Here is a 25837-nt window from a genome sequence, read left to right on the forward strand (position 1 = left end):
CCATGGCAGGCAGATTGTCCGGCAACGCCTTCACCTCGCGGCAGGCGTTGGACCCCGGCCTGCGCAACGTGGCCCGCTTCCTGCCCCGCGGATACGCCCTGCACCGCGGTTACAAAGTCCAGCGGGCACTCATGCAGCTGATGGGAAACGCCGGCCGAATCCGCCACGTACCGGTTGTCGCGGTGAACGAGCACGTCAAGGTTCGCCTGCACCGTCCGACCGGTCTTCCCGACCGGGCGCCCGCGCTGCTGTGGATTCACGGCGGGGGCACCATCATGGGCGCCGCGGTGCAGGACGACAAGTACTGCCGAAAGCTGTCCCGCCTCACCGGTGTCGCGGTGGCGGCGGTGGAATACCGACTGGCTCCCGAGCACCCGTATCCCGCGCCGCTCGACGATTGTTACGCGGCGCTGCTGTGGCTGGCGCGCCAGCCATGGGTGGACCCCGATCGCGTCGCCGTCGGCGGGGCCAGTGCCGGTGGACATTTCGCGGCGGCGGTCGCGCAGCGGGCGCGCGATCGCGGCGACGTCAAACTCGCATACCAGATGCTGGTGTACCCGATGCTCGACGATCGCACGGGCGCCAACCCCGACGGCCAGAAGCGCATCATGTGGACCGAGACCGACAACCAGCTGGCCTGGCGGTGGTACCTCGACGGAGCCGATCCGAACGAGGCGGTGCCCGCTCGCCGTGAGGATTTGACCGGCCTGCCCCCAGCCTGGATCGGCGTCGGGACGCTCGACCTGTTCTATCCGGAGTGTGTGGAGTACGCGCGGCGCCTGCGTGCGGCGGGCGTGACCGTCCACGAGGAAATCGTTCCCGGCGCGTTTCACGCGTTCGACCAGATCGCCGACAGGGCCCCGATATCGGTCGACTTCTTCGGCAGCCAACGCGATCACCTGTGGGCCGCGCTCGTCGCACCCACCGGGGGCCGTCCGAACCCGGTCGGCGCCGATTGACTGCAAAGTGTGCAGAACGTGCAACTATATGGATATGGCCAATCAGGTGGGTCTGCGTGAGCGTCGTCGCCGCCAGACCAGCGCGGACATCCGCGACGCCGCGGTGCGACTGGCGCTGGAGCGCGGCTTCGACAAGGTGACCATCGAGGAAATCTGTACCGAGGCCGGCATCTCGACGCGCACGTTCTTCAACTACTTCCCGAATAAGGAGTCCGCGATCGCCTATGGCCCCTCGGACATACCCCCCGAGCTGGTAGCGGATTTCGTCGCGGCCGGACCCGCCCCCTACTCCGTGGTGCTGGCGGAGCTGATCACCCTGGCGGCCCATCATCTGCGCGATGTGCCCCCGCCGCGCGAACAGGCGGCCCACATGCTGGAACTGGCCAAGACCTCCCCGGCGGTGCTGGCGGCGTTCCTGGCCGACCTGGAGCGCTTCCAGCATCAGTTGACCGACATCATCGTCCGCCGCCAAGGGATGCGTCCCGACGACGAGATGGCCGCGTTGATCTCCGCGCTGGCCCTGACGGCGGTGCGATCGGGTATCGAAAAGTGGGCCAGCGGGAAACTGAAGGACACCGACGACACGCCCATGCCGTACGTGGAGCGCGCGGCCGCCCTGGTCAACAGCATCTTCACGAAGTGATCTGAAACACCGCGGCCGAATATTGCGTACTGTGCAACAAATGCACATCATGTACTATGGCCTGGTTGCGGTGCTCGGGGAGGCGTCCGCGATGCGGGGCGCGGGGCGGTACCGGGTGCGACGGCCGGTGTGCACAAGCAGTGGCGCTTGACGACCGGGTGCGCCACGCGCGGCAATCGCCGAATTTCGTTGCTGGGCCGTGTAAGTCGGACGCCCATGCTGGGACCGATCACATCACCGTTGCGCGGTAAGGGAGGGAATCACCGCAGTGCAGACGTCGAAGGTTCTGCGAAACGCGTGGTTGCCGCTGCTGATCGTGGCGGTCCTGGTGGTCGGCGGCTTTGCCGTGGTCCGGGTCAAGTCATTCTTCGGGGCGCACGACACCGGCGTGCTGACGAGCCCGCGGCTGGATGATTCCAAGCCGTTCAAGCCCAAGGTCGTCAAGTACGAGGTCTTCGGTTCGGCCAGCCACGCCAATGTGAACTACCTGGATCTCAACGCCGACCCGAAACGGCTCGACGGGACGCCGCTGCCTTGGACGCTGGTCCTCAGCACCACCGCGCCCTCGGTCTTCCCGAACCTCTCGGCGCAAAGCGACGGTGACTACCTCGGTTGCCGCATCACCATCGACGACGAAGTCAAGGACGAGAAAATTACCAACGGCGTGCATGCCCTGACTTTCTGCCTGGTGAAATCCGCATGAGCACAACGTTCGACGATGCCGGCACCGACGAACTGCCCGTCGCCAAAAACCCAGTGCGGCCATCGATCCCGCGCTTCATCCGAACGTTCGCGGTGCCCATCATCCTGGGCTGGCTCGCGATCATCGCGGTGCTCAACGTCGTGGTCCCCCAGCTGGACGAGGTCGGGAAGATGCGGTCGGTGTCGATGGCCCCCGACGATGCCCAGTCGGTGGTCGCGACGAAGCGCATGGGCGCGGTGTTCAACGAGTACAAGTCCAACAGCTCGGTGATGATCGTGTTGGAGGGCCAGAACCCCCTGGGCGCCGACGCCCACGCCTACTACGACCAGATCGTCAGCAAGCTGAACGCGGACACCAAACACGTTGAGCACGTTCAGGATATGTGGAGCGATCCGCTGACCGGGGCGGGCGCGCAGAGCAACGACGGCAAGGCCTCCTACGTCCAGGTCTACCTGGCCGGCAACCAGGGTGAGGCGCTGGCCAACGAGTCGGTGGAAGCGGTCCAGAACGTCGTCAAGAGCGTGCCGGCGCCGAAAGGGGTGAAGGCCTATGTCACGGGGCCGGCGGCGCTGTCGGCGGATCAGCACGAGGCCGGCGACCGCAGCCTGCAGCTCATCACTGCGGCCACCTTCACGGTCATCATCGGGATGCTGCTGCTGGTCTACCGCTCGGTCATCACGGTGTTGCTGACACTGCTGATGGTGGTTCTCGAGCTGTCGGCCGCCCGCGGAATGGTCGCGTTCCTGGGTTACTTCAAGATCATCGGGCTGTCGACGTTCGCCACCAACCTGTTGGTCACGTTGGCGATCGCGGCAGCCACCGACTACGCGATCTTCTTGATCGGCCGTTATCAGGAGGCCCGCTCCATCGGCGAATCCCGGGAAGACGCGTACTACACCATGTACAAGGGCACCGCGCACGTGGTGGCCGGCTCGGGCTTGACGATCGCCGGCGCGACGTTCTGCCTGCACTTCACCAACCTGCCGTATTTCCAGACGCTGGGCGTTCCGTTGGCCATCGGCATGGTGGTCGTGGTGGGAGCGGCGTTGACGCTGGGCCCCGCCGTCATCTCGGTGGCCTCGCGTTTCCGTCAGACACTGGAACCCAAACGCACGCAACGGATTCGGGGGTGGCGCAAGGTCGGCGCCGTCGTGGTGCGCTGGCCCGGGCCGGTTCTGGTCATGACGATCGGCGTGGCACTCGTCGGCTTGCTGACCCTGCCCGGTTACCGCACCAACTACAACGACCGCAACTATCTGCCCGACGATCTGCCCGCCAACGAGGGATACGCCGCCGCGGACCGGCACTTCTCGCAGGCGCGCATGAATCCCGAGGTGCTGATGATCGAGAGCGACCACGATCTGCGGAACTCCGCTGACTTCCTGGTCATCGACAAGATCGCGAAGACGGTCTTCCGCGTGCCGGGGATCGGCCGTGTGCAGGCCATCACCCGGCCGCAGGGCACGCCGATCGAGCACACCTCGATCCCGTTCCAGATCAGCATGCAGGGCGTCACCCAGCAGATGAACCAGAAGTACCAAGAGGACCAGATGGCCGACATGCTCCGCCAGGCCGACATGATGCAGACAACGATCGACAGCATGGTCAAGATGCAGAGCATCACCGTGCAGATGTCCAACGACATGCATGTGATGGTGCAGAAGATGCATGACATGACCATCGACATCAACGACTTGCGGAACAAGATGGCCGATTTCGAGGACTTCTTCCGGCCCATCCGCAGCTACTTCTACTGGGAGAAGCACTGCTACGACATCCCGGTGTGCTGGTCGCTGCGCTCGGTCTTCGACGCCCTCGACGGTATCGACACGATGACCGACGACATCCAGAGCCTGCTGCCCGTCATGGATCACCTCGACACCCTGATGCCGCAGATGGTGGCGCTGATGCCGTCGATGATCGACAACATGAAGGCCATGAAAACGACGATGCTGACCATGTATTCGACCCAGAAGGGTCTGCAGGATCAGCAGAACGAGGCGCAGAAGAACTCCAGCGCCATGGGTAAGGCATTCGACGCGTCCAAGAACGACGATTCGTTCTACCTGCCCCCGGAGACCTTCAACAACGCCGAGTTCAAGCGGGGCATGAAGAATTTCATCTCCCCCGACGGGCATGCCGTGCGCTTCATCATCAGCCATGACGGCGATCCGATGTCGCAGGAAGGCATTTCGCACATCGGCGCGATCAAGAAGGCCGCGTACGAGGCGCTCAAGGGCACGCCGCTGGAGGGCTCGAAGATCTACCTCGCGGGCACCGCGTCCATCTACAAGGACCTCAGTGACGGCAACAACTACGACCTGTTGATCGCCGGAATCGCCTCACTGTGCCTGATTTTCATCATCATGCTGATCATCACCCGGGGTGTGGTGGCGTCGGCGGTCATCGTGGGCACCGTCTTGCTCTCGCTGGGCGCGTCGTTCGGGCTCTCCGTGCTGATCTGGCAGCACCTGATCGGCATCGAGCTGCACTGGATGGTGCTCGCGATGTCGGTCATCATCCTGCTGGCCGTCGGCGCCGACTACAACCTGTTGTTGGTGGCGCGGTTCAAGGAGGAGATCCACGCCGGCCTGAACACCGGCATCATCCGGTCGATGGGCGGCACCGGCTCGGTGGTCACCTCGGCGGGACTGGTGTTCGCCTTCACGATGATGACCATGGCGGTCAGCCAGCTGACGGTCATCGGTCAGGTCGGCACCACCATCGGCCTCGGCCTGCTCTTCGACACGCTGATCGTGCGGTCACTGATGACGCCGTCCATCGCCGCGCTGCTGGGCAAGTGGTTCTGGTGGCCCCAGCGGGTCCGGCAACGCCCGGTCCCGTCGTCCTGGCCGAAACCCGAGCAGCAACAGGTCAACGCACCCGAAACGGCCGGCGCCCGACAATGATTCGCGCGAGACTGTAACTGCCGACGCGTTTCTCGAGTAGCACCGTCGATAGTTACAGTCTCGCGGAAGATGCCTACGTGACCCACTCGGGTTGTTCGGCGACGTCGACGGCGGAGAAGTCCTTGTGGCCCAGGCCGGCCGTGGTGCCGCCGTCGACGACGAACTCCGCGCCGGTCGAATAGCTGGATTCGTCACTGGCCAGGTAGACCACGAGGTTGGAGACCTCCTTGGGGTCCGCGGCGCGGCCCAACGCGGTCTGGAAGATGTCGTCGGGAACCCATTGCGTCATCGGCGTCTTGATCAGCCCCGGGTGAATCGAGTTGACCCGGATGCCGTTGAGCCCCAACTCCATTGCCGCCGACTTCGTCAGCCCACGGACGCCGAACTTGCTCGCCGTGTAGCCGTGGCAGGCCATGGTGCCCGCCATTCCCTCGATCGACGAGATGTTGATGATCGACCCCTGACCCGCGTCCTTCATGGGCTTCACCACCGCGCGGATGCCGAGAAACACCCCGGTCAGATTCACGTCGAGGATCTTTTGCCACTCGGAGATCTCGTAGTCCTCGAAGGTGCCGACGTTGAGGATGCCCGCGTTGTTCACCAGCACGTCGATGCCGCCGAACTCGCCGATGGCGGTGCTCACCGCCGCCTCCCACTGCTCGGGCTGGGTGACGTCGAGATGTACATAGCGGACGGCCTCGCCGAGTTCGGCAGCGACGGCCTTGCCCTCGTCGTCCAGGATGTCGCCGAACACCACCTTGGCCCCCTCGGCCACCATCGCGCGCACGTGCGAGGCGCCCATCCCCCGCGCACCGCCACTGACGAGTGCGACCTTTCCCGCCAACCGTTCTGCCACTCCGATTCTCCTGTCGTGTCGGTACGCGTACTGGCACCATACATATGCGGATCGATGGATGACCAGGTCCGGATGGTTGGGTGGCACGCATGGACCGGCGCGAATTCCTGAAGCGCGGCGCAGCCGCGGCGGTGCTTGCCGCCGGCGGTTCGGCCGCCGCCGCGGCGGGATGCGGCCGCCAGGGCCCGCCCGCCAAGGCCGACTACACGCTGCGCATCGGACACGGCCTGGTGGAGCTGGCGCCCGACCGGGTGGTGTCGACCACGCTCTACAACGGCGAGTTCCCCGGGCCGCTGCTGCGGTTCACGGAGGGCAAACCCGTCGTGGTCGATGTCCACAACGACACCGACACCCCCGAACAACTGCACTGGCACGGCCAGACGCTGCCCGTCGATATCGACGGCTCCGCCGAGGAAGGCACCCCCTACATCCCGGCGCACGGGATGCGCCGGCTGTCGTTCACCCCGGGACCGTCGGGGTTGCGCTTCTACCACACCCACCTCGTCGCTGGAGCCGACCTGAGCCTGGGCCAGTACAACGGCTTGGCCGGCCCGGTCTTCATCGAGCCCAGACAAAATCCCGGCTCCTACGACCAAGAAATATTCCTCACCCTCAAGGAGTTCGAGCCCGCCCTCAGCAGGGGCGGCGACATGGCCACCAATTTCCTGGCCGGCCAACCGATCCCGGAGCTGTACGACAAGGGCGAGGCGGCGATGGCCGCCTCGCTCACCTCCGGAAAACCGCACGGGTTCGAGGTCGGCTACCGGGCGTTCGCGATCAACGGGCGCATGCTGGGTCATGGCGAACCGATCAGGGTGGCGCAGGGCCAGCGGGTGCTCCTGCACGTGCTCAACGCCAGCGCCACCGAAAACCGCAGCCTCGCCCTGCCCGGGCACGCGTTCACCGTTCTCGCCCTCGACGGCAACCCGGTACCCAATCCGGTTGCGGTGCCGGTGCTGTGGCTCGGTGCCGCGGAACGGGTCTCGGCGATCGTGGAGATGAGCCACCCGGGCAAGTGGGTGCTTGGCGACTTGTCCGACGATGACCGCGGCAACGGGATGGGCACCGTCGTCGAATACGCGGGCAGCACCGGCGACCCGCAATGGGCGCCGCCGCCCCCGTTCACGTGGGACTACCGGCTCTTCACCCGACCCGGCGCGACGGTGGCCCCACCGGACAACACGATCGAGCTGCTGATCGGCAAGCGCAACGCGGACCGCGATGGCTTCAACGTGTGGACATTGAACGACACGCCGTTCGACATGCGCACCGGCACACCGCAATTCGAGCTGAAGCTGGGTGCCCGCTACCGGCTGCGGCTACGCAACGGCAGCGACGACGTCCACCCCATTCACCTGCACCGGCACACCTTCGAGGTCACCCACATCGCCGGGATGCCGAGCGCCGGGCTGCGCAAGGACGTCGCACTGGTCGGGGGCTATCAGACGATCGACATCGACTTCACCGCCGACCAGCCCGGCCTGTCGCTGCTGCACTGCCACCAACAGCTGCACATGGACTTCGGGTTCATGGCCCTGCTGAAAGCCGGTTAGCGGCAGTCAGGCCCCGGGCCGTCCGTTGTCGCCCTGCGCGGCTACGCGGTGGGCCCGGAATGACGGATGACGGCGCATCGCCTCGCTGCGCTCGCGTGCCCACCTTTGAGCTGCGATCCAAACCGGGTGTGACTGAAGGACAATCACGTTAGCCCTCCTGGCGGGCGCCATCATCGGCCACTCCTCTCACGGCGATAGCTGACGTAGCTTGCTTGCGTCTGCGCTTACGGCTGGCCGCGACCAACTGCGCCACCCCGTGCTCGATCCCGGCGGCGAGGGCGTCGATGTCGGGCGCGGTGTCGAAGTCGCCGGTGATGCCGAAGATGAACTTGTCGGCGTAGCTCAGCATCGCGATGCCGGTGCGCAGCTGAAGGGCGATGGGGGGAATCGGCAGGATCTCCAGCACCCGACGGCCCAGCAGCGTCTGCTGTTTTCGTGGCCCCGGAACGTTGGTGGCCAAGGCGACCACCGCCCGTTGGGGCAACCGCGCAAGCAATCGAATCGCCCACGCGGAGAACGCGAATGGGACGCTCCCGGCCGCCGACACCAGCGCCGACCCCCCTTCGCGCTGGCCGCTGGCCTTGGCCCGGGCAAGGCGGCTGTGCACCAACCGCAGCTGCTCGACGGGGTCGCCCTCATCGACCGGTAACAACGGCAGCATCGCCGACACCTGGTTGTCGGTCGCGTGGAACTGGTTGGTCGGACGAACCGAAACCGGAACGAGCGTCCGCAGTGAGTTGCGGCTGGGCTGTTCGCCGCGGTCGAGCAGCATCTTGCGGTAGCTGTCGGTGATGGCGGCCAGCGCGACGTCATTGAACGTCACGTCGAACGCGCGAGCCACCTGCTGCAGGTCGGCCAACCGGACCCGGGCCGCACTGAAACGTCGCATCGTCGTGACCGACCCATGCAGCGACGAATCCGGTGCGGCGCTGAACAGGTTGGCCGTCAATTCAGCCGCGCCCACCGCGACGTGTTCGGCCGCCGCCGCTGCGGCGAGCGCGCTGCGCACCCAGTTCAGCGGGTTCTGGCTCGGCCTGGGCAGGTGGAGCCCCTCCGGGGCCGGCTCCCGGGCGGCGCGAAGGTCGGTGGCGAACGTCTCCCCGCCGCCGTCGTCGTCGCCGAACCGCGCCATCATCTGCGTTGTCGCGATGCCGTCGGCGATGCAGTGGTGGATCTTGGTCAGCACGGCCCACCGGTCGTCGCTCAGCCCCTCGATGACATAGCACTCCCACAGCGGGCGCTCGCGGTCGAGGCGCCGCTCCATGATGGCCGCGATCGCCTGGAACAGTTCGGCATCGCCACCGGGTCGCGGCAGCGCCAGCCGGTGCAGGTGCCGCGAGATGTCGAAGTGTGGGTCGTCGACCCATTCGGGCGCCCCCAGGTCCAGCGGATGGGTGCGCAGCACCTGCCTGCATCGCGGGATGGTAGGCACGCGTTCGGCGAAGGCGGAAACGAACTCGTCAAAGCTGGGAGCCGGCCCCTCCATGATCGACACACCGCCGACCGCCAGGCTCACATGCGGATCGGAGTCCTCGACTTCCAGGAACGTGGCATCCAGCGCCGTCAATTGCTCCATGTGGTCCCTGCCCTTCCCGGCGGCCGGTTGTACAAGGCGGCGCCGGCGGTAACGCCCGCGCCGGCGGCCACGATCAGCACCCGCGCACCCTCCGGCAGCCTGTCGGCCTCCCGTTCGTACGCCGCCGCGAGCGCAGCGGTGTGCATGCGCTGATCGTCTGCGACGCAGACCTTTTCAACGGGCACGTCGAGCAGCCTGCTCAGCGCGGCACGAAACTCGGGGCGGGCGGGGGCGGCGACGATCAGGTCGATGTCGGCCAAGCGCACCGACTGGGCGTCCAGGCACGCGCGCACCGCCTGTGCGGCGGCCGCGGCGAACCGCTCGTCCATGGCGGCCGATTGATTGAAGCGCAGCACGTTGCGCGCGTCGGCGAAGCCCACTGTGGCGGAGAATGTCTCGGCGCCGTCCGGGCCATCGTCCGCGTTCACCCAAGACACGCGGCTCAGGCCGTAATCGTCCTCGGTCCAGCCGCACAGCAGCGCCGCCCCGGCGGGCGAAAACGGAAAGTGCTCGCTCATGCCGTGGCCGGGATCGGCGTCGCTGGCCACGATGAGCGCGCGGTGGATGCTGTGTGTCCGCAGGAATCCGTCGACGATCTGCAGCGCGGTCAGCACCCCGCACGCGCCGTTGGCGATGTCGAACGAGAACGTCCCGTGGGCGCCGGCGTGCGGATCCTCGGGGTTGGCCCCGATGTCGTCCTGAATGAGTGCGGCCAGCGCCGGCTCCCCCAGATTGCGGTCGCGGTAGATCCCCGCGTTGACCACGAGATCCAGCTCGTCGGCGTCCAATTCGGCCCGCCGCAGGCAGTCCTTGGCGGCGGTCACCGCGAGGTGCAGCGCGCTGTGCCGGTCGCGCCACCGCGCATGGGCAAGGTCGACCCGGTCAATGACTGTGCCCATAGCGGCTCACCAAATCCTCGTCCAGGGTCAACAAGACCACGCCGATCTCCAGTCCGGAGGCCAGCGCGAGCAGCGCGACCGTCTCTTTGGGCTCGATGTGTCCGGCCTCGAGTTCCTCGATCAGGGCAACCGTGTGAGTCGTCGACGCCGTGTTGCCGTACCGGTCGACGGTGATCACGGCGTCGTGCCGGGGGCTGTCGCCGAACGACTCCGACATGCGCGCCATTCCCTTGCGGATGGCCCGCGCCGACGTCTGGTGGGTGATCACATGATCGATGTCGTGAATCGAAAGGCCAACGGTGTCAAGCACCTCGCTCAACAGCAGCGGGGTGTTGGCGATCGCGGCCTTCTGGATGGCGCGCGAGTTGGTGAACATCCGCGCGCCCGGGTCATGGCCCTGCGGATAGGCCAGGCAGAGCCGGCTGTAGTCCGCGACCGTGGTGAACCCGGCGAGGGTGATCCCCGCGGACCCCGCGGGCGCCCGCTCGAGCAGCAGCGCCGCGCCGGCGTCACCGAGGGTCAGGCAGGCCAGTTCCTTGCTCATGATGTTGCGGATGTGCCGGGCGGCGTTGTGGCTCAGCTGCGAGATGTACTCCCCGCTGACGACCAGGCCCCGCTCGACGACCCCCTGCCTGATCCAGTTGTTCAAAATGGTGACCCCGGTGAGCATCCCGGCGCACGCGTTGGACACGTCGAAGGTCATCGCCTGGGGTGCCCCTATCCCCCGGGCCACGGCGCTGCTCATCGTGGGCTCGACCCACTGGGTGAGGCCGCCGCGGAATTTCGTGATGCTGCAGCTGATCACGACGTCGAGCGACGCGGGGTCCTGTTCCGCGGTGGCCAGACAGTTCAACGCGGCCGAGGTCGCGAGGCTATACGAATCCTCGTCGCCCACCGAGACCCGGCGCTCGTGGATCCCGGTCAACCGTTCCAGGTCGATGTGGGTGCGGTGCCGGGTAGTGGCCATCAATTCGTCTGTGGTGAGGTGTGTCTCGGGCAGGTGCCGACCGGCCCCGGCCAACCGGGCGACGAACGGCGCCGGAGCGCCTTCCCCGTCGGCTTCCATCACCAGCCAATGCCGAGCCATCGGCGACACCTCCGTTCGCGGCTGCTCATCGATTACGAAACTCGAGGACCTCGGTCAGCGGACGCCGAGAGGTGGCGCCGGCTCGGGGGTGCATCTCGGGCGATCCGCCGACCCGGATCAGCAGCTGCGGCCGGCCGACGTTCCCGGTCACCCGCCGCACGATGTCGCGGCTGGCATCGAGCTCGGTCATGTGGGTCAACGTGCAGGTGGCCATGCCGGCCATGGTGCACTCCAGCAGCACCGCCGACAGCGCCTCGCCGCAGCGCAGCACGTCCAGGCGTTCGTCGTCGTGCTGGGTGGACAGCACCAGGATCTTGGACTGGTCGTGGTCGACGGTGGCGTGGCGCCCCCCGCCACCGGCCGGGGGAAACGTGCGCGCGATGTCGACGCGGGCCGCGTCCGAGCTCGACACGAGCTCGTCGGCCGGCAGCCGGGTGTCCGACGCGAACGGCGATGTCCACCAACGAAGCTCGTCCTGGTAGTAGGCGTCGTAGCGCCGCATCGTCTCGGTGACGCGCGACGCCTCGGCCAGCTCCGGACGCGCGTCGTCGGCCACCACATGCAGCATCACCTCGTGCGGGGCGACCGCGCGGCGCAGCGCCGACACCAGTGCCGGCCACCCGGTGGGCGCGCTGAACGGCAGCCGGTCGGTGTGGCGGTGAAGGATGGCATCCGCCCGCCGCCGATCCGCCTCCCTGACCGCCTCGGTGGGCTGGAACTGAAGCGTCGCAAGATGATTCGGTTCGCCCGGGTCGGGAAGGCGCTTCGTGACACTGTCCCAGCCCGCGGCGGCCATGCCGACTCGGACGTGGTCGAGGACCGCGCCGCAACTCAGAATCAGTTCCCGGCGCGCATCGTCGATCGCGTACACCACCCGGTAGGGATCGGCCCACAACTGCAGCGCCACGCCGTCGGCGACAAAGCGCCACGGCTGACTGTTGTGCAGCGAAGGAGCATGACACGCCAGGGCCACCGCGTCGCGGATCACCTGGGTGTCAGGCGCCTTCGTCGTCACATCAACCACCGCTTCGAGTAGTCCGTGATTGAAACACTAGGAATTTCGGCGTGCTCGCTGACAGGGCCGTTGGTCCCCAACGAGAAGCCGTTCGACTCCACTTCGGCTCAGCCGCCCCGGCCAGTGCGATCACCCGAGCCACGCGCGGCTTCCAGCAGCAGGCGGCGCTCGGCCGCGGCAACCGTGTGCCGGGTGGCGTCGACCGCGTCCGGGTTGACCGACACCGACGTGATGCCCATCCGGACCAGGTGTTCCGCGAAGGCCGGGTTGGTCGACGGCGCCTGGCCGCACAGCGATGAGGTGACGCCGTGTTTGCGCGCTATCGCCACGATGCGGCCGATGGCATCGAGCACGGCGCCGTCGGACTCGTCGAACAGCTCGGCGCAGATGTCGGAATCGCGGTCGACGCCCAGGATCAGCTGGGTCAGGTCGTTGCTACCGATGGAAACGCCGTCGACGCCCAGCCCGATATACTCGGGAAGCCAGTACATCACCGACGGCACCTCGGCCATCACCCAGCGATGGAACCCGCGCTGGGAGCCCAGCGGGCTCGCGTCGACCAGGGACAGACACGCTTCCAGTTCCCACCGCGTCCGCACGAACGGAATCATCAGGTGCACGTTGGGATTCCGTTCGCGCACCCGGGCCAACGCCTCGAGCTCCAGACCGAACAGATGCGGGTCTTGGACGTATCGATAGCACCCCCGGTAGCCGATCATCGGGTTGTGCTCGACCGGCTCGTACTCCTCGCCACCGATCAGCCCGCGGAATTCGTTGCTTCGGAAGTCGGTGGCGCGGTAGACGACCGGCCGGCTCCCGAAGGCCGACGCGATCCGGCCGATGGACGCCACCACCGCGTCGACCAGGTCGGCCTGCTCGCCGCGCGCGATGAGGTCGCGTGGATGCCGCCCCGAAAGCGCTTGGGTGAGCAGGAATTCGGCGCGTAGCAACCCGACGCCGTCGACATCCTGCGCGGCGACCGATTCGGCCGTGTCGGGGATCGCCAGGTTGACATAGATCTTGGTGCCCGTCGTCTCGCGGCTTGCCGCCATCGCCACCGGCTGCTCGATCGTCGAGGCGTGAACCTCGGGGCGCAGGCTGCCGGCGCTGACGCTGCCCCGCTCACCGTCTACGGTGACCGTCTGGCCGTCGCGCAGAATGCGGGTCGCATCGCGGGCCCCCACCACGCACGGAACCCTGAGCTCGCGGGCCACGATGGCCGCGTGGCACGTCATGCCGCCGGTCTCGGTCACCAGCGCCGCCGCGCGCCGGATGGCCGGAAGCCAATCCGGATTGGTCATCGGGGCGACCAGGATTTCGCCGTCGACCAGCCGGTTGCCCTCGTCCGGAGTGCGCAGGACCCGCACCCGCCCGGAGGCCGACCCCGGCGCCGCGGGCAGGCCGCGGACCAGGACACCGGTTGCATCGGAGCCATCGGGTGTGCCGGTGTCCAACGTGGTGATGGGCCTGGCTTGCACCAGCCAGGTCTTGCCGTCGGCAATCGCCCATTCCACGTCCTGCGGGCAACCGTGGTGCGCCTCGACCGCGATCGCCAGTTCGGCGATGCGGCGCAACGACGTGTCGTCGAGGACGCGCGCTTCGGCCTCTGCGGGGCTCAGATCAACGACGGCGTCGTGGCCGTCGGGACCGCGCACGATCTTGAATGCCTGGTAGCCGACCTTGACGTCGAGCACTTCCAGCGTCTTCTTGTCGACGACGTAGGTGTCGGGCTGGACCTTCCCGGACACCACGACCTCACCCAGGCCTTGGGCGGCCTCGATGACGATGTGGCTCGCTTCCTTCGTGCTGGGATCGGTGGTGAACGCGACCCCCGACTGCTCGGAGGCGATCATCTGCTGCACGACCACGGCCATCGCGGGGTCGGCGCCGAATCCCCTGCTGGCCCGATAGGTGATCACGCGGGGGCTGAACAACGAAGCCCAGCACGTCTTCACCGCATCGATGAGCGCGTCCTCACCCACCACGTTCGTCACCGTCTGATTCATGCCGGCAAACGACGCGTCGCGGCCGTCCTCCCCGGTAGCCGAAGACCGCACGGCCACAACACAATCCGGCCCGAGCGCACCGTAGGAGTCGAGGAGCTGATCGCGCACGTCCTCGCTCAGACCGGCCTCCTTCACCAGCTTCCGCATCCGTTGGCAGAGCTCGGCCAGGCGAGCACTGTTGTCAACCTGGGCCAGGGCCTCGCGATGCAGCGCCGCGAGCTCCGCGTCGACGCCGCCCGCCTGCATGGAAGCCAGGTAGCTGCTGCGCATCAGGACGAATCCCGGCGGCACCGGAAGCCCCGCCGCCACCAGCTCGCCCATGTTGGCACCCTTGCCGCCGGCCTCCTCGGAATCCGCTAGGCGCAACGCCGCGATATCCGAGACGTACTGGCCGGCGAGTGTTTTGGTTGCCATTTCTACTCCTTCTGAAATCACGATCGACCGTCCCGGGCGACGTACGCTCGGTCACCGAACATTTCGTGGCGCCTCACGACGCCCGGGCCACGATCACGGGCATGCGCACCGAATGCACGACGGCGTTGCTGACCGAACCCAGCAGCACGCCGGTCAGGCCGCCGCGGCCGTGGCTGCCCACGACGACCAACTGGGCCGATTCCGACTGCTCGACCAGCTGACGCGCCGGGCGGTCGCAAACGACGGTCCGGTGCACGGTGACATCGGGGTAGCGCTCCTGCCACCCGGCCAGACGCTCGGCCAGGCTGCGCTCGGCCTCTCCGCGCACCGCCGACCAGTCCGACCCGGGGAGTTCGAAAATCTCGACGTCGCTCCACGCGTGCAGTGCGACGAGGTCGACGCCGCGGCGCGACGCTTCGTCGAAGGCGATGGCCGTCGCCTGCTCCGAGGCCGGCGACCCATCGATTCCCACCAGCACGGGCGCATGAAGCGGATAAGGCATCAACGGGTCTTCGTCGCGAACGACCGCGACGGGGCAGCTCGCGCGGCGGACCACACCGGAGCTGACCGAACCGAGCAGCACCCGGGCGACCGCTCCGCGCCCGGTGCTGCCGACGACGACCATCTCCGCCTCTTCGGACATCTCGGCCAACGTCGGTACGGGCGGTGATTGCCTTAGCTCGCGGGAGATCTCGATCCTCCGGGACGTCTTGGTGGCGTCCTCGGCGATCTTGACCGCCTCCTCCAGGACACGGCGGCCGTCGTCCTCCTGCCACGCCAGGGCCTCGGCAGACATCGGCACCTGCGGCCACATCGTCGTGGCGTTCACCATGTGAACCAAGGTCAGCGGGACATGACGCAGCGCCGCGTCGCGCGCGGCCCAGCAGACGGCGAAGTTCGACGCGGGTGATCCGTCGACCCCGACGACGATGCCGTATCGCTTCTCGGATCCAGGCATTTTCGTTCTCCCTCGGTCACAGCAAACGCTATTGCCCGGACGCCCGCCGGTCAGGAGACTTTCGTCCTCAACCGCATGGACGAGAGGCCTTCATCGGTCGCCAGCCCTTGATCGGGGCCGGCGCTGTGGCATCGTCACAGAGGTGACCGAATGGCCCGTCACCATCGACAGGCGCTACCACGACGCGGTGATCCTCGACCTGGACTGCGTGGTCATCGAGCCTGAGAAGGGCCAACTTCAGGCATTCGATTCGGCGGTCCCATTCCTGCGCCGGTTGCGCGACGGCGGTATCGCCACAGCGGTCTACTCGTCGACCCGGGATTGCGCTGAGACTCTGCGCGCCGCGGGTTTCGACGGTCTTGCCAGCATCACCGTCGACAACGGCGTGGCCATCGGGGAGCCCTCGGTGCTGACCCGGGCGACAAGCCAGCTTGGGATCAGTCCCGGCCGTTGCGTGCTCATCGCCTGCGAGCCGGCTGCCGTGCGAGCCGGTGGCGACGCGGGTTTCAGCCTGGTCATCGGTCTCGCCCGAAACGGACGCGCCGACGACCTGCTGTCCAGCGGTGCCGACACCGTCATCGCGGGCCTCGCCGAGATCTCGGTGCGCAGCGGTGACGCCGCCATGTCGACCATCGCCGACGCCTTGCAGGTCTACACCCAGCTCAAGGAACTGGTGGCGGGCCGGCGGCCGGCGGTGTTCCTCGACTTCGACGGCACGCTGTCCGACATCGTCGAGCAGCCGGAGTCGGCCACACCGGTCGAGGGCGCCGACGAGGCGCTGCGCGCGCTGGCCGCGCAGTGCCCCGTCGCGGTGATCAGTGGCCGCGACCTGTCCGATATTCGTCAGCGGGTCAAGGTGGACGGACTGTGGTACGCCGGCAGCCACGGCTTCGAACTGGTCGCGCCGGACGGCAGTCACCACGAGAACGCCGCTGCCGACGTCGTCGACACCCTGGAGCGCGCCGCCACCCGATTGGCCGAGACGCTGAGTGATGTCTCGGGAATACTCGTGGAGCACAAGCGCTTTGCGGTCGCCGTCCATTACCGCAACACCGATCCGGCGGACGTCGACCACGTCGTCGCGACCGTCCGAAACATCGGGCGCGCCCTGGGTTTGCGGGTCACCACCGGCCGGAAGGTCATCGAACTGCGCCCCGACGTGGATTGGGACAAGGGCTCAACGCTCAACTGGCTCCTCGACCAGGTCGGTGGAACCGAGCCCGCGAACTCCGGCGCGGTGTTGCCGATTTACCTCGGCGACGACATCTCCGACGAGGACGCCTTCGACGCGATCCAATTCGACGGCGTGGGAATCGTGGTGCGACATCGGGAACACGGCGATCGCCCGTCCGCTGCGCAATTCAGCCTCGAAAGCCCCGCAACGGCGTGTGTGTTCATTCGACAGCTGGCGGACGACCTGGAGAGGGCGGCGACCGCGCCGAGCGATCCCTGGGAACTCGTCTACGAGGGCTACGACCCCAACAGTGAGCGGCTACGCGAGGCGCTGTGCACCGTCGGCAACGGCTATGTCGCCACCCGCGGCTGCGCACCGGAGGCGGCGGCGTCCGAGGCGCATTACCCCGGCACCTACGCCAGTGGCGTGTACAACACGTTGTCCGATCGGGTCGCCGGCCGGACGATCGAAAACGAAAGCCTGGTCAACCTGCCCAACTGGCTGTCGCTGACGTTCCGGATAAATGGCGGGCCGTGGTTTCACGTCGACGACGTCGAATTGTTGTTCTACCGACAGACATTCGACCTGCGGCACGCGACGCTGACCCGGACACTGCGATTTCGGGACGGCGCCGGCCAAGTCACGGCGCTGACCCAGCAACGGTTCGCCTCGATGCACGAGCCGCACGTGCTCGCCCTGCAGACCACCATCGTCGCCGAAAACTGGTCCGGCACGGTCGAATTCAGGTCCCTGCTCGACGGCGGTGTGCAAAACACCATGGTCGAACGCTATCGTTCGCTGTCGAGCACGCACCTCGCGCCAGCGGCCATCGACGAGGTAACTCCCGACGCGGTGATACTGCGCACCGAAACGTCGCAGTCACGCATCGCGATCGCGGTCGGCGCGCGCAGCACCGTCTGGTGCGACGGCGCCCTGGCCGATGCCCGGTACACCATCGTGCAGGAAGACAACCGGGGCGGGCACGACATCCAGGTCGCGCTGTCCGACGGGCAGTCCGTCACGTGCGAGAAGGTGGCGATGATCTTCACCGGTCGCGACCCCGCGATATCGGAACCGGCGAGCGCCGCGCAGCGCTACCTCGACGGGGCGGGCCGATACGAGGAACTGCACGCCGAGCACGCCCGGGCGTGGGCACGGCTGTGGGAGCAGTGCCACGTCGGCCTGGCCGACAACACCGACGCGTTACGGGTTCTGCGGCTGCATTTGGTGCATGTGCTGCAGACCCTTTCGCCGCACACCGCCGAGCTCGACGCCGGGGTTCCCGCCCGCGGGCTGCATGGTGAGGCCTACCGCGGGCACGTCTTCTGGGACTCGCTCTTCGTCTCCCCCGTGCTGAGCATCCGGATGCCGAACGTTGCCCGATCGCTGCTGCTCTACCGGTATCGGCGGCTTCCCGAGGCGAGGCGCGCGGCGCGCGCGGCGGGCTACCTCGGGGCGATGTATCCGTGGCAATCGGGCAGCGACGGCTGCGAGGTCAGCCAGGAACTGCACCTCAATCCCGAGTCCGGCCGGTGGAACCCCGATGCCAGCGCGCGCGCACATCACGTCGGTCTCGCGATCGCCTACAACGCATGGCAGCACTACCAGGTGACCGGCGACCGGCAGTTCCTCGTCGACTACGGGGCCGAGATGCTGGTCGAGATCGCGCGGTTCTGGGTGGGCCTGGCCAGTTTCGACGACAGCCGCGGACGCTACATGATCCGGGGAATCATCGGGCCCGACGAGTTCCATTCGGGCTACCCGGGCAAGGAATACGACGGGATAGACAACAACGCCTACACCAATGTGATGGCGGTCTGGGTGATCCTGCGGGCGATGGACACACTGCGCCTACTGCCGCTGCGCGACCGGCTCGACCTTGTCGGGAAGGTCGATTTGACCGCGGAGGAACTCCAGCGGTGGGACCGCGTGACGCGGCGAATGTTCGTCCCCTTCCACGACGACGTGATCAGTCAGTTCGAGGGCTATTCCGAGCTGGCGGAACTGGATTGGGATCAGTATCGGCAGCGGTACGGGAACATTCAGCGGCTCGATCGCATCCTGGAAGCCGAAAACGACAGCGTGAACAACTACAAGGCGTCCAAGCAGGCCGACGTGCTGATGCTGTTCTACCTGCTGTCGTCCGAGGAATTGCTGGGGTTGTTCGGCCGGCTTGGTTACCGGTTCGCGCCCGAGCAGATCCCGAAGACCATCGATTACTACCTCGCGCGCACCTCGGACGGGTCGACCCTGAGCTCGCTGGTCCACTCCTGGGTCATCGCCCGCGCCCACCGCCACCACGCCATGAAGTACTTCGTGCAGGTGCTCGCCTCCGACATCGTCGACATCCAGGGCGGTACCACTTCGGAGGGAATACACCTGGCCGCCATGGCCGGCAGCGTGGATGTGCTGCAGCGGTGCTTCACCGGGCTCGAAACACGCGACGACCGGCTGATTCTCAACCCGCAATGGCCTAAGTCACTGGGCCCCATCGGATTCGCGTTCGTGTACCGCGGCCAGCGTGTTCACCTTCGGATCAGCGGACGAGCCGGGAGGCTGACCTCCGAGGCCGGGAACACCGGACCGGTCCTGGTCGAGTGCCGCGGTCGCGTGCAGCAGCTGCAGCCCGGGCGCACGATCGAGGTCGCGTGACCGAAGCCCGCCGGTGACCATCGCCCGAAAAAGGAAGGCCGAACGGCCCTGCCGGCGCGCGGCGACGCCCAATAGCGTGTCCGAGTGACCGCGGGTATCCCCTAGCCGCTACCGGGAGGATGCAATGAACCATCCGCAATCAGCGATCGTCGTGGGCATCGACGGCTCCGACGCCGCGATCAACGCGGCGAAGTGGGCAGTCGCCGAGGCGACGAGCCGTGACGTCCCGCTTCATCTGGTCCACGTGATCCCGGAGCGACGAGCGGAGGCGCCCGCCGACGATGACAGTCTCGATGTCGAGTACGGCGAAACGGCCCTGCGTGCCGCCGCCGCCGCACTCCACGCCATGGACGAGTCGGTCAAGATCGAAACCGACCTCGTGCACGGATCGCCGGCCGGCGGTTTGATCGGCGAATCCCGTGACGCGGCCATGGCTTGCCTGGGTTCGGTGGGGATCGGACAGGTCGCCCGCAAGGTCATCGGCTCGACCGCCGATGCCGTCGCCCGGAACGCACACTGCCCGGTTGCCGTCATTCGGACGGACCGTGAGGCCGGCGAGCCGCCCGCCGGATCGATCGCCGTCGTCGTCGACGATTCACGGGGCAACGACGCGGTTCTCGAGCAAGGCTTCCGGGAAGCGGTCCTTCGAAAGGCGCCGATCCTGGCGATGGGGGTCTGGCGATGGAGCTTGGGTGAGATTCCCTACCACAAGCTGAACCGCCGGCTGGGCCGTTGGGTCACTGCGCATCCCGAGGTACACGTGCGCCCGGTCGCCGCCAGACGTGGGGCCGCTGAATTCCTGGCCGGCACGCAGGAACCCGTGCAACTCGCGGTGGTGGCAAGCGGGGACGCCGACAAGGTCGCGCGGATGGTCGGCCCGGTCACCCCGCACTTCGGGCGGTCCGGCTGCTCGGTACTCGTGGTGCGCTAGTCGCCGCGCACGACAATCACCGGCACCCGTGCCGATTGGGCAACATGGGAGCCGACCGAACCCAACAGCATGCCGGCAAAGCCGCCGCGGCCGTGGCTACCGACCACGACCAGCTGAGCCCGCTCGGACTCCTGGATGAGCCACCGGGCGGGCTTGTCGCAGAAGATCAATCGCTGCACGCGCACATCCGGATACTGTTCTTGCCAGCCGGCGAGGCGTTCGGCGAGGATCTCCTCCCCCTTGGCCTCGCTGTCGCGCCAGTCCATCCCCAGCATCGGAAACACGCCCACATCGCTCCACGCGTGCAGCGCCATCAGCTCGACACCTCGGCGGGACGCCTCATCGAACGCCAGGGTCAACGCCTTCTCCGAGGCGGGTGACCCATCGACCCCCACCAGCACCGGCGCGTCGGGATCGGGGGCCGCATCGTGAATCACCGCGACCGGGCAGTGCGCGTGGTGAAGCAACGCGCTGGTGACCGAGCCCACCAACAGGTGGCCCAACGCCCCGAGGCCCTGGCTGCCGACCACGACCATCCAAGCGTCCTTGGAGGCCTCGATCAGTGCCGGCACAACGTTGGAATACACCATCTCCGTGTGTATTTCGGGTGGCTCGGCATCACCCAGGCTGGCGCCGAGCGCTTTGCGCGCCTGGTCGACAACCTGCTGCGCGGTTTCCTGCTGCCAACCGGGCATGCTGACATACACCTGCCCCGCCGGCCAGCCGACGACGACCGGGGCAACGGCGTGCATCAGCGTGATGGGCAGGTGGCGCATGGTGGCCTCGCGGGCCGCCCAGGCCACCGCCGCGTCAGATGCCGAGGACCCGTCGACGCAGACCAGTATTCCGTGTTTTCCTGTGCTGCTTGACATTTCGCACTCCTTTTGGTGAAACCTCACGGCCGGGCGTCGGTGCGTCGGTAAGACAATCGGGCAGATCCTCGCAGCGCCGCTACCCGCTGCATCGACTAGGTATGACGTTATGCGCGGCCCAAGCGATTCGGCAGGGCCGTTGGGCCCTGCCCCTGAGCCAATGGTCCCGCACCGCCGCGGCTTAGTGAACTGTCAGCGGAGCGGTCCAGCGAACCCGGGTACCGCCCGCCGGTTGATTGGAGATCTCGCAACGGCCGCCGACCTGTTCGGCGCGGTACAACATGTTGGCAAGGCCGCTGCGGCGCGGATTGTCGACGGGAATGCCGCATCCGTCGTCGGCGATGTCGAGCGTCAACATGTCGGCGACATCGACCTCGACGGTCACCCGTGAGGCCCCGGAGTGCCGGACGGCGTTGCTGACGGCCTCGGCGGCAACCGCTTCGGCGTGCTCGGCAAGCTCGCCGCCCACGGCGGTCGTCGGCCCGTGCATGCGCAAGGTGGTGACGATGTCACGGTTTTCGGTGAGATCGGTGAGAACCCGTTGAATCCGATTCCGGAAGCTGCCCTCGTTCTCCGCCGGGGATTTCAGCTGGAAGATGGTCGTGCGGATTTCCTCGATTATGGTTTGGAGGTCGTCCAGCGTGCGGTTGAGCCGGTCGATCACCTCCGGCGAGCGCGCCCGTGCGACCGTTCCCTGCAGATCCATGCCAGCCGCGAACAGTCTTTGGATGACGTGATCGTGCAAGTCGTGCGCGATGCGCTCACGCTCGGCCACGAGCGCCAGCTGGCGCGCGTGCTCGCGCCCGGACGCCAGCATGAGGGCTATCGCCGCGTGGGTGGCGAAATCGCTCACCAGGTCGAGGTAGCTGTCGTCGAACGGTGGCTGCGCCGCGCCGCGGGCGATGGCGATCACTCCGGCGACCTCGTCGTGGGCCCGCAGCGGCATCAGAATCGCGGAGCGTTGCCCGACATCGGTGAACGCCTGAATCGGGTGACTCAGCGCTTCGGTGATCAACGGCTTCCCGGAGCGGAAGACATCACCGCTCGTGGAGCCGTCCACCGGAATCCGTTGGCCGATGACCTCGGAAGCGTTCCGTCCCACCGCCGCGGATACGAAGAGCGTGTCGATTTCATCGATGGACAGGTCGGGATCGACCGGGACGAGCACGATGGCCTGTTCGGCTTCGGTGAGAGCGCACGCGCATTCGGCGATCAACTGCAAGGGGGGTACATCGGACTCGACGCCGGACAGCAGCGCGGTCGTGATCTCCCGACTGGCGTCCATCCACTTCACCGACGTGCGTTCGCGCTCGAATAGTTGGGCGTTGTCGATCGCGACCGCCGCCGCGAACGCCAACGCGCGGGCGGCGACCTCATCGGGTTCGGAGAACCGCCTGCCCGGCTCGTCGTGGGTCAGATACAGGTTGCCGAAGATCGTCCCGCGGATGGTGATGGGCACACCGAGGAACGCTTGCATCGCCGGATGATGCGGTGGAAATCCGACCGCGGCCGGGTGTTTGGTCAGATCGTCCAGGCGCAGCGCCGGCGTGTCGAGCAGCGACAGGCTGAGGAGCCCCTTGCCGACCGGTAGCGGCCCGATTCGTTGCGCCGTCTCCGCGTCCACTCCGTCGTGCACAAACGACATCAACATGCCGTCGGGGTCACGGATGGCCAGGGCCGCATAGGGGGCCGACGTCAATTTTCTGGCCGCGCGGACGATCCGGCGCAGCGTTGCGTTCACATCGAGATCCGAGCCGATCTCGATGATCACCTGCAGCAGCTGCTCCATTTGGTCGCGCGCCGCCAGCAACTCATCGAGTTGCTCATGCATCCTGCTGACCAACCCGCGCTGGCCTAGCCCAGCAAAAGCTGAGCCGCTTTCCTCGCTGGCCACCCGACCCGATACCTCCACGACAGTTCGGCTTACCGGCAACTCGAGTACGCGCGAAATTGCGAGTACAAAACGCAATACCAGGGTGCCTTCCGCCAGCTTAGGCGTTCAACGTGAAGCGCATAAGCGCGTTTCGTCAATACATCGAAAATACCCATTTTGCGAATGGCGGCTTCGCTGCGCATTGCCGCTAGTACACCGAAAACACCGTTGAAACCACCACGGGCGAACTTCCGCGGGCGCAGTCTCGCATCTTCACGGACTAAGCCGGACCTAAGAAAGCCCGCGCCGCGCAGCGGCGTCGCGATCAGCGCGGCGCGTGCGGGGCCGAGCGCTGGCCCAACTTCGAAGCAAACACCGCGGCTTGGGTCCGCCGCTCCATGCCGAGCTTGGCCAGCAAACGCGATACATAATTCTTGACGGTTTTCTCGGCCAGGAACATCCGGGCGGCGATCTGCCTGTTGGTCAGGCCCTCGCTGAGCAGCGCGAGCAGGGTTCGCTCCCGCTCGGTCAGGCCGGAGAGCGGGTCGTTGTGCTCGGCGGCGCCGCGGAGTTTGGCCATCAGCGCGGCGGCCGCCCGGTTATCCAGCAGCGACTTGCCCGCGCCGACGTCCTTGATCGCTTGGGCCAGCTCCATCCCCCTGATGTCCTTGACGACGTAGCCGCTGGCGCCGGCCAGGATCGCTTCGAGCATCGCCTCATCGGAGGTGAACGACGTCAGCATCAGACACCGCAGCCCCGGGATTTCCGACAGCAGGTCGCGGCACAGCTCGATCCCGTTGCCGTCCGGGAGCCGCACGTCGAGGACGGCGACGTCGGGCTTCGCCGCCGGGATCCGCACCATCGCCTCGGACACCGAGCCCGCGTCCCCGATAACTTCCAGGTCGGGGTCCGACGCGAGCAGATCGGCAAGGCCGCGCCGAACCACCTCATGGTCGTCGACCAGGAAAACCTTCACCATTGCCAGTCCTTCCTGCCGGTCGCTCGGGGCAAGGATCATCGAGGCCCGTCTCGATATCCCCGATTCTCCCAAATGCACTTTCACAAATGCTGGCGATTGACGACAAGCAGCGAGCAGTCGGCCTCCTGCAGGATTGCGCTGCCGACCGGTCCGACGAGTTCCCGCACGTGCTGACGGTTGTGTGCGCCGATCATCACGACGCCCACGGATCGGTGATTGCGGGCCAGATACTCCAGCAGGGTGCCGTGTACCACCGCCGACTCGACCCGCAGATCCGGGTAGCGACGCTTCCACCGGGCCAGCCGCCGATCCAGGTCGGCGCGCGCCGCGCGGTCGTCGTCGCCTTCTGTCGTCGCGTCGCCCCGCGCGGTCCGGCGGCAGGTGATTGCCCGAACGGTGGCGTTGCGTAGCCGGCCCTCTTCCATTGCGGCGCCCAGCAATACGCCGTTGTCCGGCGACCCGTCCACCTCGACGACGAGCGGGTGCTCCGCCCGTCCGCCTCGACCGTCGTGGCCGCGGATGATGGCGACCGGGCAGTGCGCCGAAATCGCCAGGGCTTCGGCGGTCGATCCCACCCGGCCTGGCCGGAAATGCCGGAGCCCGAATGCGCCGACACACACCAGGGCGGCCGCCGCGGACGCCCGGACCAACGACGCGATCGGCGGACCCTGGGCGATCTCCGTTTCGATCTTCACGGGCTTGCCGGTGGCTTCGATCGCCGCGACCGCGCGGCCCACCGCGGTTTCGGCGACCGAGAGCTGGTGCGCCAGGTCCCCCGGCCCCGCCTCCCGGGCATTCGGCTGCTCTATCGCGTAGAGCAGGCGCAGCGGAACGTCACGGCTCAGCGCTTCGTCGACCGCCCAGAGCGCCGCGCGTATCGCCGCCGGTGAGCCGTCGACGCCGACGACGACTGGCCGCGGCACGGGCGGCTCGGTCATCAGGCTTTCGGATTCAGTCACGGACGATCAGCACCGAGCAGTCGGGATAGCCCACGATCGGGTGGCTGTTGGGGGTGGCAAGCTCGGCGATCTGCTCGGCGTCGGCCCTGCCGACGACGGCCAGTTCGATTGCGTTGCTGTGGTTTTCGGTGGATTTCGTGCCGGTTCCCGCGGCGACGACCTGGACGGGGACGTCCGGATAGCGTCGGACCCAGCTGTTCACTCGCCGATCGATCTGCCGCACCGTGGCGTTGCGCCGCCGTCCTTCCTCCATGGCCTGGTGCACCACCTCGTCGTTGTCGGGCTCGTCGTTGAGCACGACCGTGATCACACCGGGCCTCGCCGTCGTTCCGTCGGGGTTGGTCCGGATGATCGCCACCGGGCAACGTGCGCGCGTGGCCAATGCGGCCTCGGTGGCGCCCAGCAACTTGCCGGCCGCCCACCCGCGTTGGTCGGTGCCGACACAGACCAGCGCCGCATCCCGCGATTCGTCGATCAACACCTGCTCGGGGTCGCCGGAGAGCAGAACCGTTTCGACCTCCACCGGCCTTCCCACGCCCTGCACGGCGACTTCCGCCTGGCCGAGCGCCGTTTCACCACACTCGACCTGCCAGTCCGAAATCCCCTTGCGCCCCACGACATGGACGAGGCGAACGGGGATTTGCCGGTTGACCGCCTCTTCGACCGCCCACTTGGCGGCGTTGACCGCGGCTTGCGATCCGTCGATGCCCACGACCACCGACTTCGCGTGCAGCCGATTCATGGACACTCCCTGACTCGCTGGTTGACGGTCGATCACAGCTCGCCCTGATGCCACGCTATTTCGGCCGGGCCTGTTCG

19 protein-coding genes are annotated in these 25837 nt (G+C 67.2%); 7 read left to right on the plus strand and 12 right to left on the minus strand.

Annotated features, from left to right (window positions below; genetic code table 11):
• Positions 1–2: 2 nt before the first annotated feature.
• The 4 genes from OQ968_RS09635 (at position 3) to OQ968_RS09650 (ending at position 5214) form a co-directional block, all read left to right on the plus strand.
• Entirely contained in the window at positions 3–959 is a 957-nt protein-coding gene (locus OQ968_RS09635) for an alpha/beta hydrolase (protein WP_324677067.1), read from the plus strand.
• 34 nt (positions 960–993) lie between these two features.
• Positions 994–1602: a TetR family transcriptional regulator gene (locus OQ968_RS09640; protein ID WP_324677069.1), complete on the plus strand. Its 609-nt coding sequence runs from the start codon at positions 994–996 to the stop codon at positions 1600–1602.
• A gap of 286 nt (positions 1603–1888) precedes the next feature.
• A complete protein-coding gene (locus OQ968_RS09645; RefSeq protein ID WP_420715881.1) occupies positions 1889–2305 on the plus strand; it encodes an MmpS family transport accessory protein in 417 nt (138 codons plus the stop codon).
• On the plus strand, positions 2302–5214 hold the full coding sequence (locus OQ968_RS09650; protein WP_324677073.1) for an MMPL family transporter: 2913 nt from the start codon (positions 2302–2304) through the stop codon (positions 5212–5214). Before OQ968_RS09645 ends, OQ968_RS09650 begins: the two co-directional genes overlap by 4 nt.
• A 73-nt stretch (positions 5215–5287) precedes the next feature.
• On the opposite strand, the gene OQ968_RS09655 is transcribed toward OQ968_RS09650, so the two are convergent.
• Complete coding sequence (locus OQ968_RS09655; RefSeq protein ID WP_324677075.1) at positions 5288–6070, minus strand: SDR family oxidoreductase; 783 nt, start codon at positions 6068–6070, stop codon at positions 5288–5290.
• Between the two features lie 89 nt (positions 6071–6159).
• Here OQ968_RS09655 and OQ968_RS09660 point away from each other — a divergent pair, with 89 nt between their 5' ends.
• Positions 6160–7623, plus strand: coding sequence for a multicopper oxidase family protein (locus tag OQ968_RS09660; RefSeq protein ID WP_324677077.1), 1464 nt, complete (start codon positions 6160–6162; stop codon positions 7621–7623).
• A gap of 148 nt (positions 7624–7771) precedes the next feature.
• Here the strand turns inward: OQ968_RS09660 and OQ968_RS09665 are convergent, their stop codons facing one another.
• The 6 genes from OQ968_RS09665 to OQ968_RS09690 all read right to left on the minus strand — a co-directional run bounded on the left by OQ968_RS09665 (position 7772) and on the right by OQ968_RS09690 (position 15578).
• Positions 7772–9199: a wax ester/triacylglycerol synthase family O-acyltransferase gene (locus OQ968_RS09665; RefSeq protein ID WP_324677079.1), complete on the minus strand. Its 1428-nt coding sequence runs from the start codon at positions 9197–9199 to the stop codon at positions 7772–7774.
• Entirely contained in the window at positions 9187–10098 is a 912-nt protein-coding gene (locus tag OQ968_RS09670) for a 3-oxoacyl-ACP synthase (protein ID WP_324677081.1), read from the minus strand. The genes OQ968_RS09665 and OQ968_RS09670 overlap by 13 nt, the downstream gene beginning before the upstream one ends.
• On the minus strand, positions 10082–11185 hold the full coding sequence (locus tag OQ968_RS09675) for a 3-oxoacyl-ACP synthase III family protein (RefSeq protein WP_324677083.1): 1104 nt from the start codon (positions 11183–11185) through the stop codon (positions 10082–10084). Before OQ968_RS09675 ends, OQ968_RS09670 begins: the two co-directional genes overlap by 17 nt.
• Positions 11186–11210: 25 nt before the next feature.
• The gene (locus OQ968_RS09680) at positions 11211–12200 is read right to left on the minus strand and encodes an Acg family FMN-binding oxidoreductase (RefSeq protein WP_324677085.1); all 990 of its coding nucleotides are present in this window, start codon (positions 12198–12200) and stop codon (positions 11211–11213) included.
• 107 nt (positions 12201–12307) lie between these two features.
• Positions 12308–14620, minus strand: coding sequence for a phosphoenolpyruvate synthase (ppsA, locus tag OQ968_RS09685; protein ID WP_324677087.1), 2313 nt, complete (start codon positions 14618–14620; stop codon positions 12308–12310).
• Between the two features lie 73 nt (positions 14621–14693).
• The gene (locus OQ968_RS09690; protein ID WP_324677089.1) at positions 14694–15578 is read right to left on the minus strand and encodes a universal stress protein; all 885 of its coding nucleotides are present in this window, start codon (positions 15576–15578) and stop codon (positions 14694–14696) included.
• A 142-nt stretch (positions 15579–15720) separates the two neighbouring features.
• Here OQ968_RS09690 and otsB point away from each other — a divergent pair, with 142 nt between their 5' ends.
• Together otsB and OQ968_RS09700 are read left to right on the plus strand one after the other, a co-directional pair.
• On the plus strand, positions 15721–19404 hold the full coding sequence (gene otsB, locus OQ968_RS09695) for a trehalose-phosphatase (RefSeq protein WP_324677091.1): 3684 nt from the start codon (positions 15721–15723) through the stop codon (positions 19402–19404).
• A 151-nt stretch (positions 19405–19555) separates the two neighbouring features.
• Entirely contained in the window at positions 19556–20335 is a 780-nt protein-coding gene (locus OQ968_RS09700; protein WP_324677093.1) for a universal stress protein, read from the plus strand.
• Here OQ968_RS09700 and OQ968_RS09705 read toward each other — a convergent pair.
• The 5 genes from OQ968_RS09705 to OQ968_RS09725 all read right to left on the minus strand — a co-directional run bounded on the left by OQ968_RS09705 (position 20332) and on the right by OQ968_RS09725 (position 25760).
• Complete coding sequence (locus OQ968_RS09705) at positions 20332–21207, minus strand: universal stress protein (protein ID WP_324677095.1); 876 nt, start codon at positions 21205–21207, stop codon at positions 20332–20334. The two genes, OQ968_RS09700 and OQ968_RS09705, sit on opposite strands and share 4 nt — an antisense overlap.
• A 181-nt stretch (positions 21208–21388) precedes the next feature.
• Entirely contained in the window at positions 21389–23038 is a 1650-nt protein-coding gene (locus OQ968_RS09710) for a GAF domain-containing sensor histidine kinase (RefSeq protein ID WP_324677097.1), read from the minus strand.
• Positions 23039–23405: 367 nt separating this feature from the next.
• On the minus strand, positions 23406–24059 hold the full coding sequence (locus OQ968_RS09715; protein ID WP_324677099.1) for a response regulator transcription factor: 654 nt from the start codon (positions 24057–24059) through the stop codon (positions 23406–23408).
• Between the two features lie 80 nt (positions 24060–24139).
• On the minus strand, positions 24140–25018 hold the full coding sequence (locus OQ968_RS09720) for a universal stress protein (RefSeq protein ID WP_420715869.1): 879 nt from the start codon (positions 25016–25018) through the stop codon (positions 24140–24142).
• On the minus strand, positions 25011–25760 hold the full coding sequence (locus tag OQ968_RS09725; RefSeq protein ID WP_324677100.1) for a universal stress protein: 750 nt from the start codon (positions 25758–25760) through the stop codon (positions 25011–25013). Before OQ968_RS09725 ends, OQ968_RS09720 begins: the two co-directional genes overlap by 8 nt.
• Between the last annotated feature and the right edge of the window lie 77 nt (positions 25761–25837).

The organism is Mycobacterium sp. 663a-19, assembly GCF_035616495.1.
GTDB lineage: Bacteria > Actinomycetota > Actinomycetes > Mycobacteriales > Mycobacteriaceae > Mycobacterium.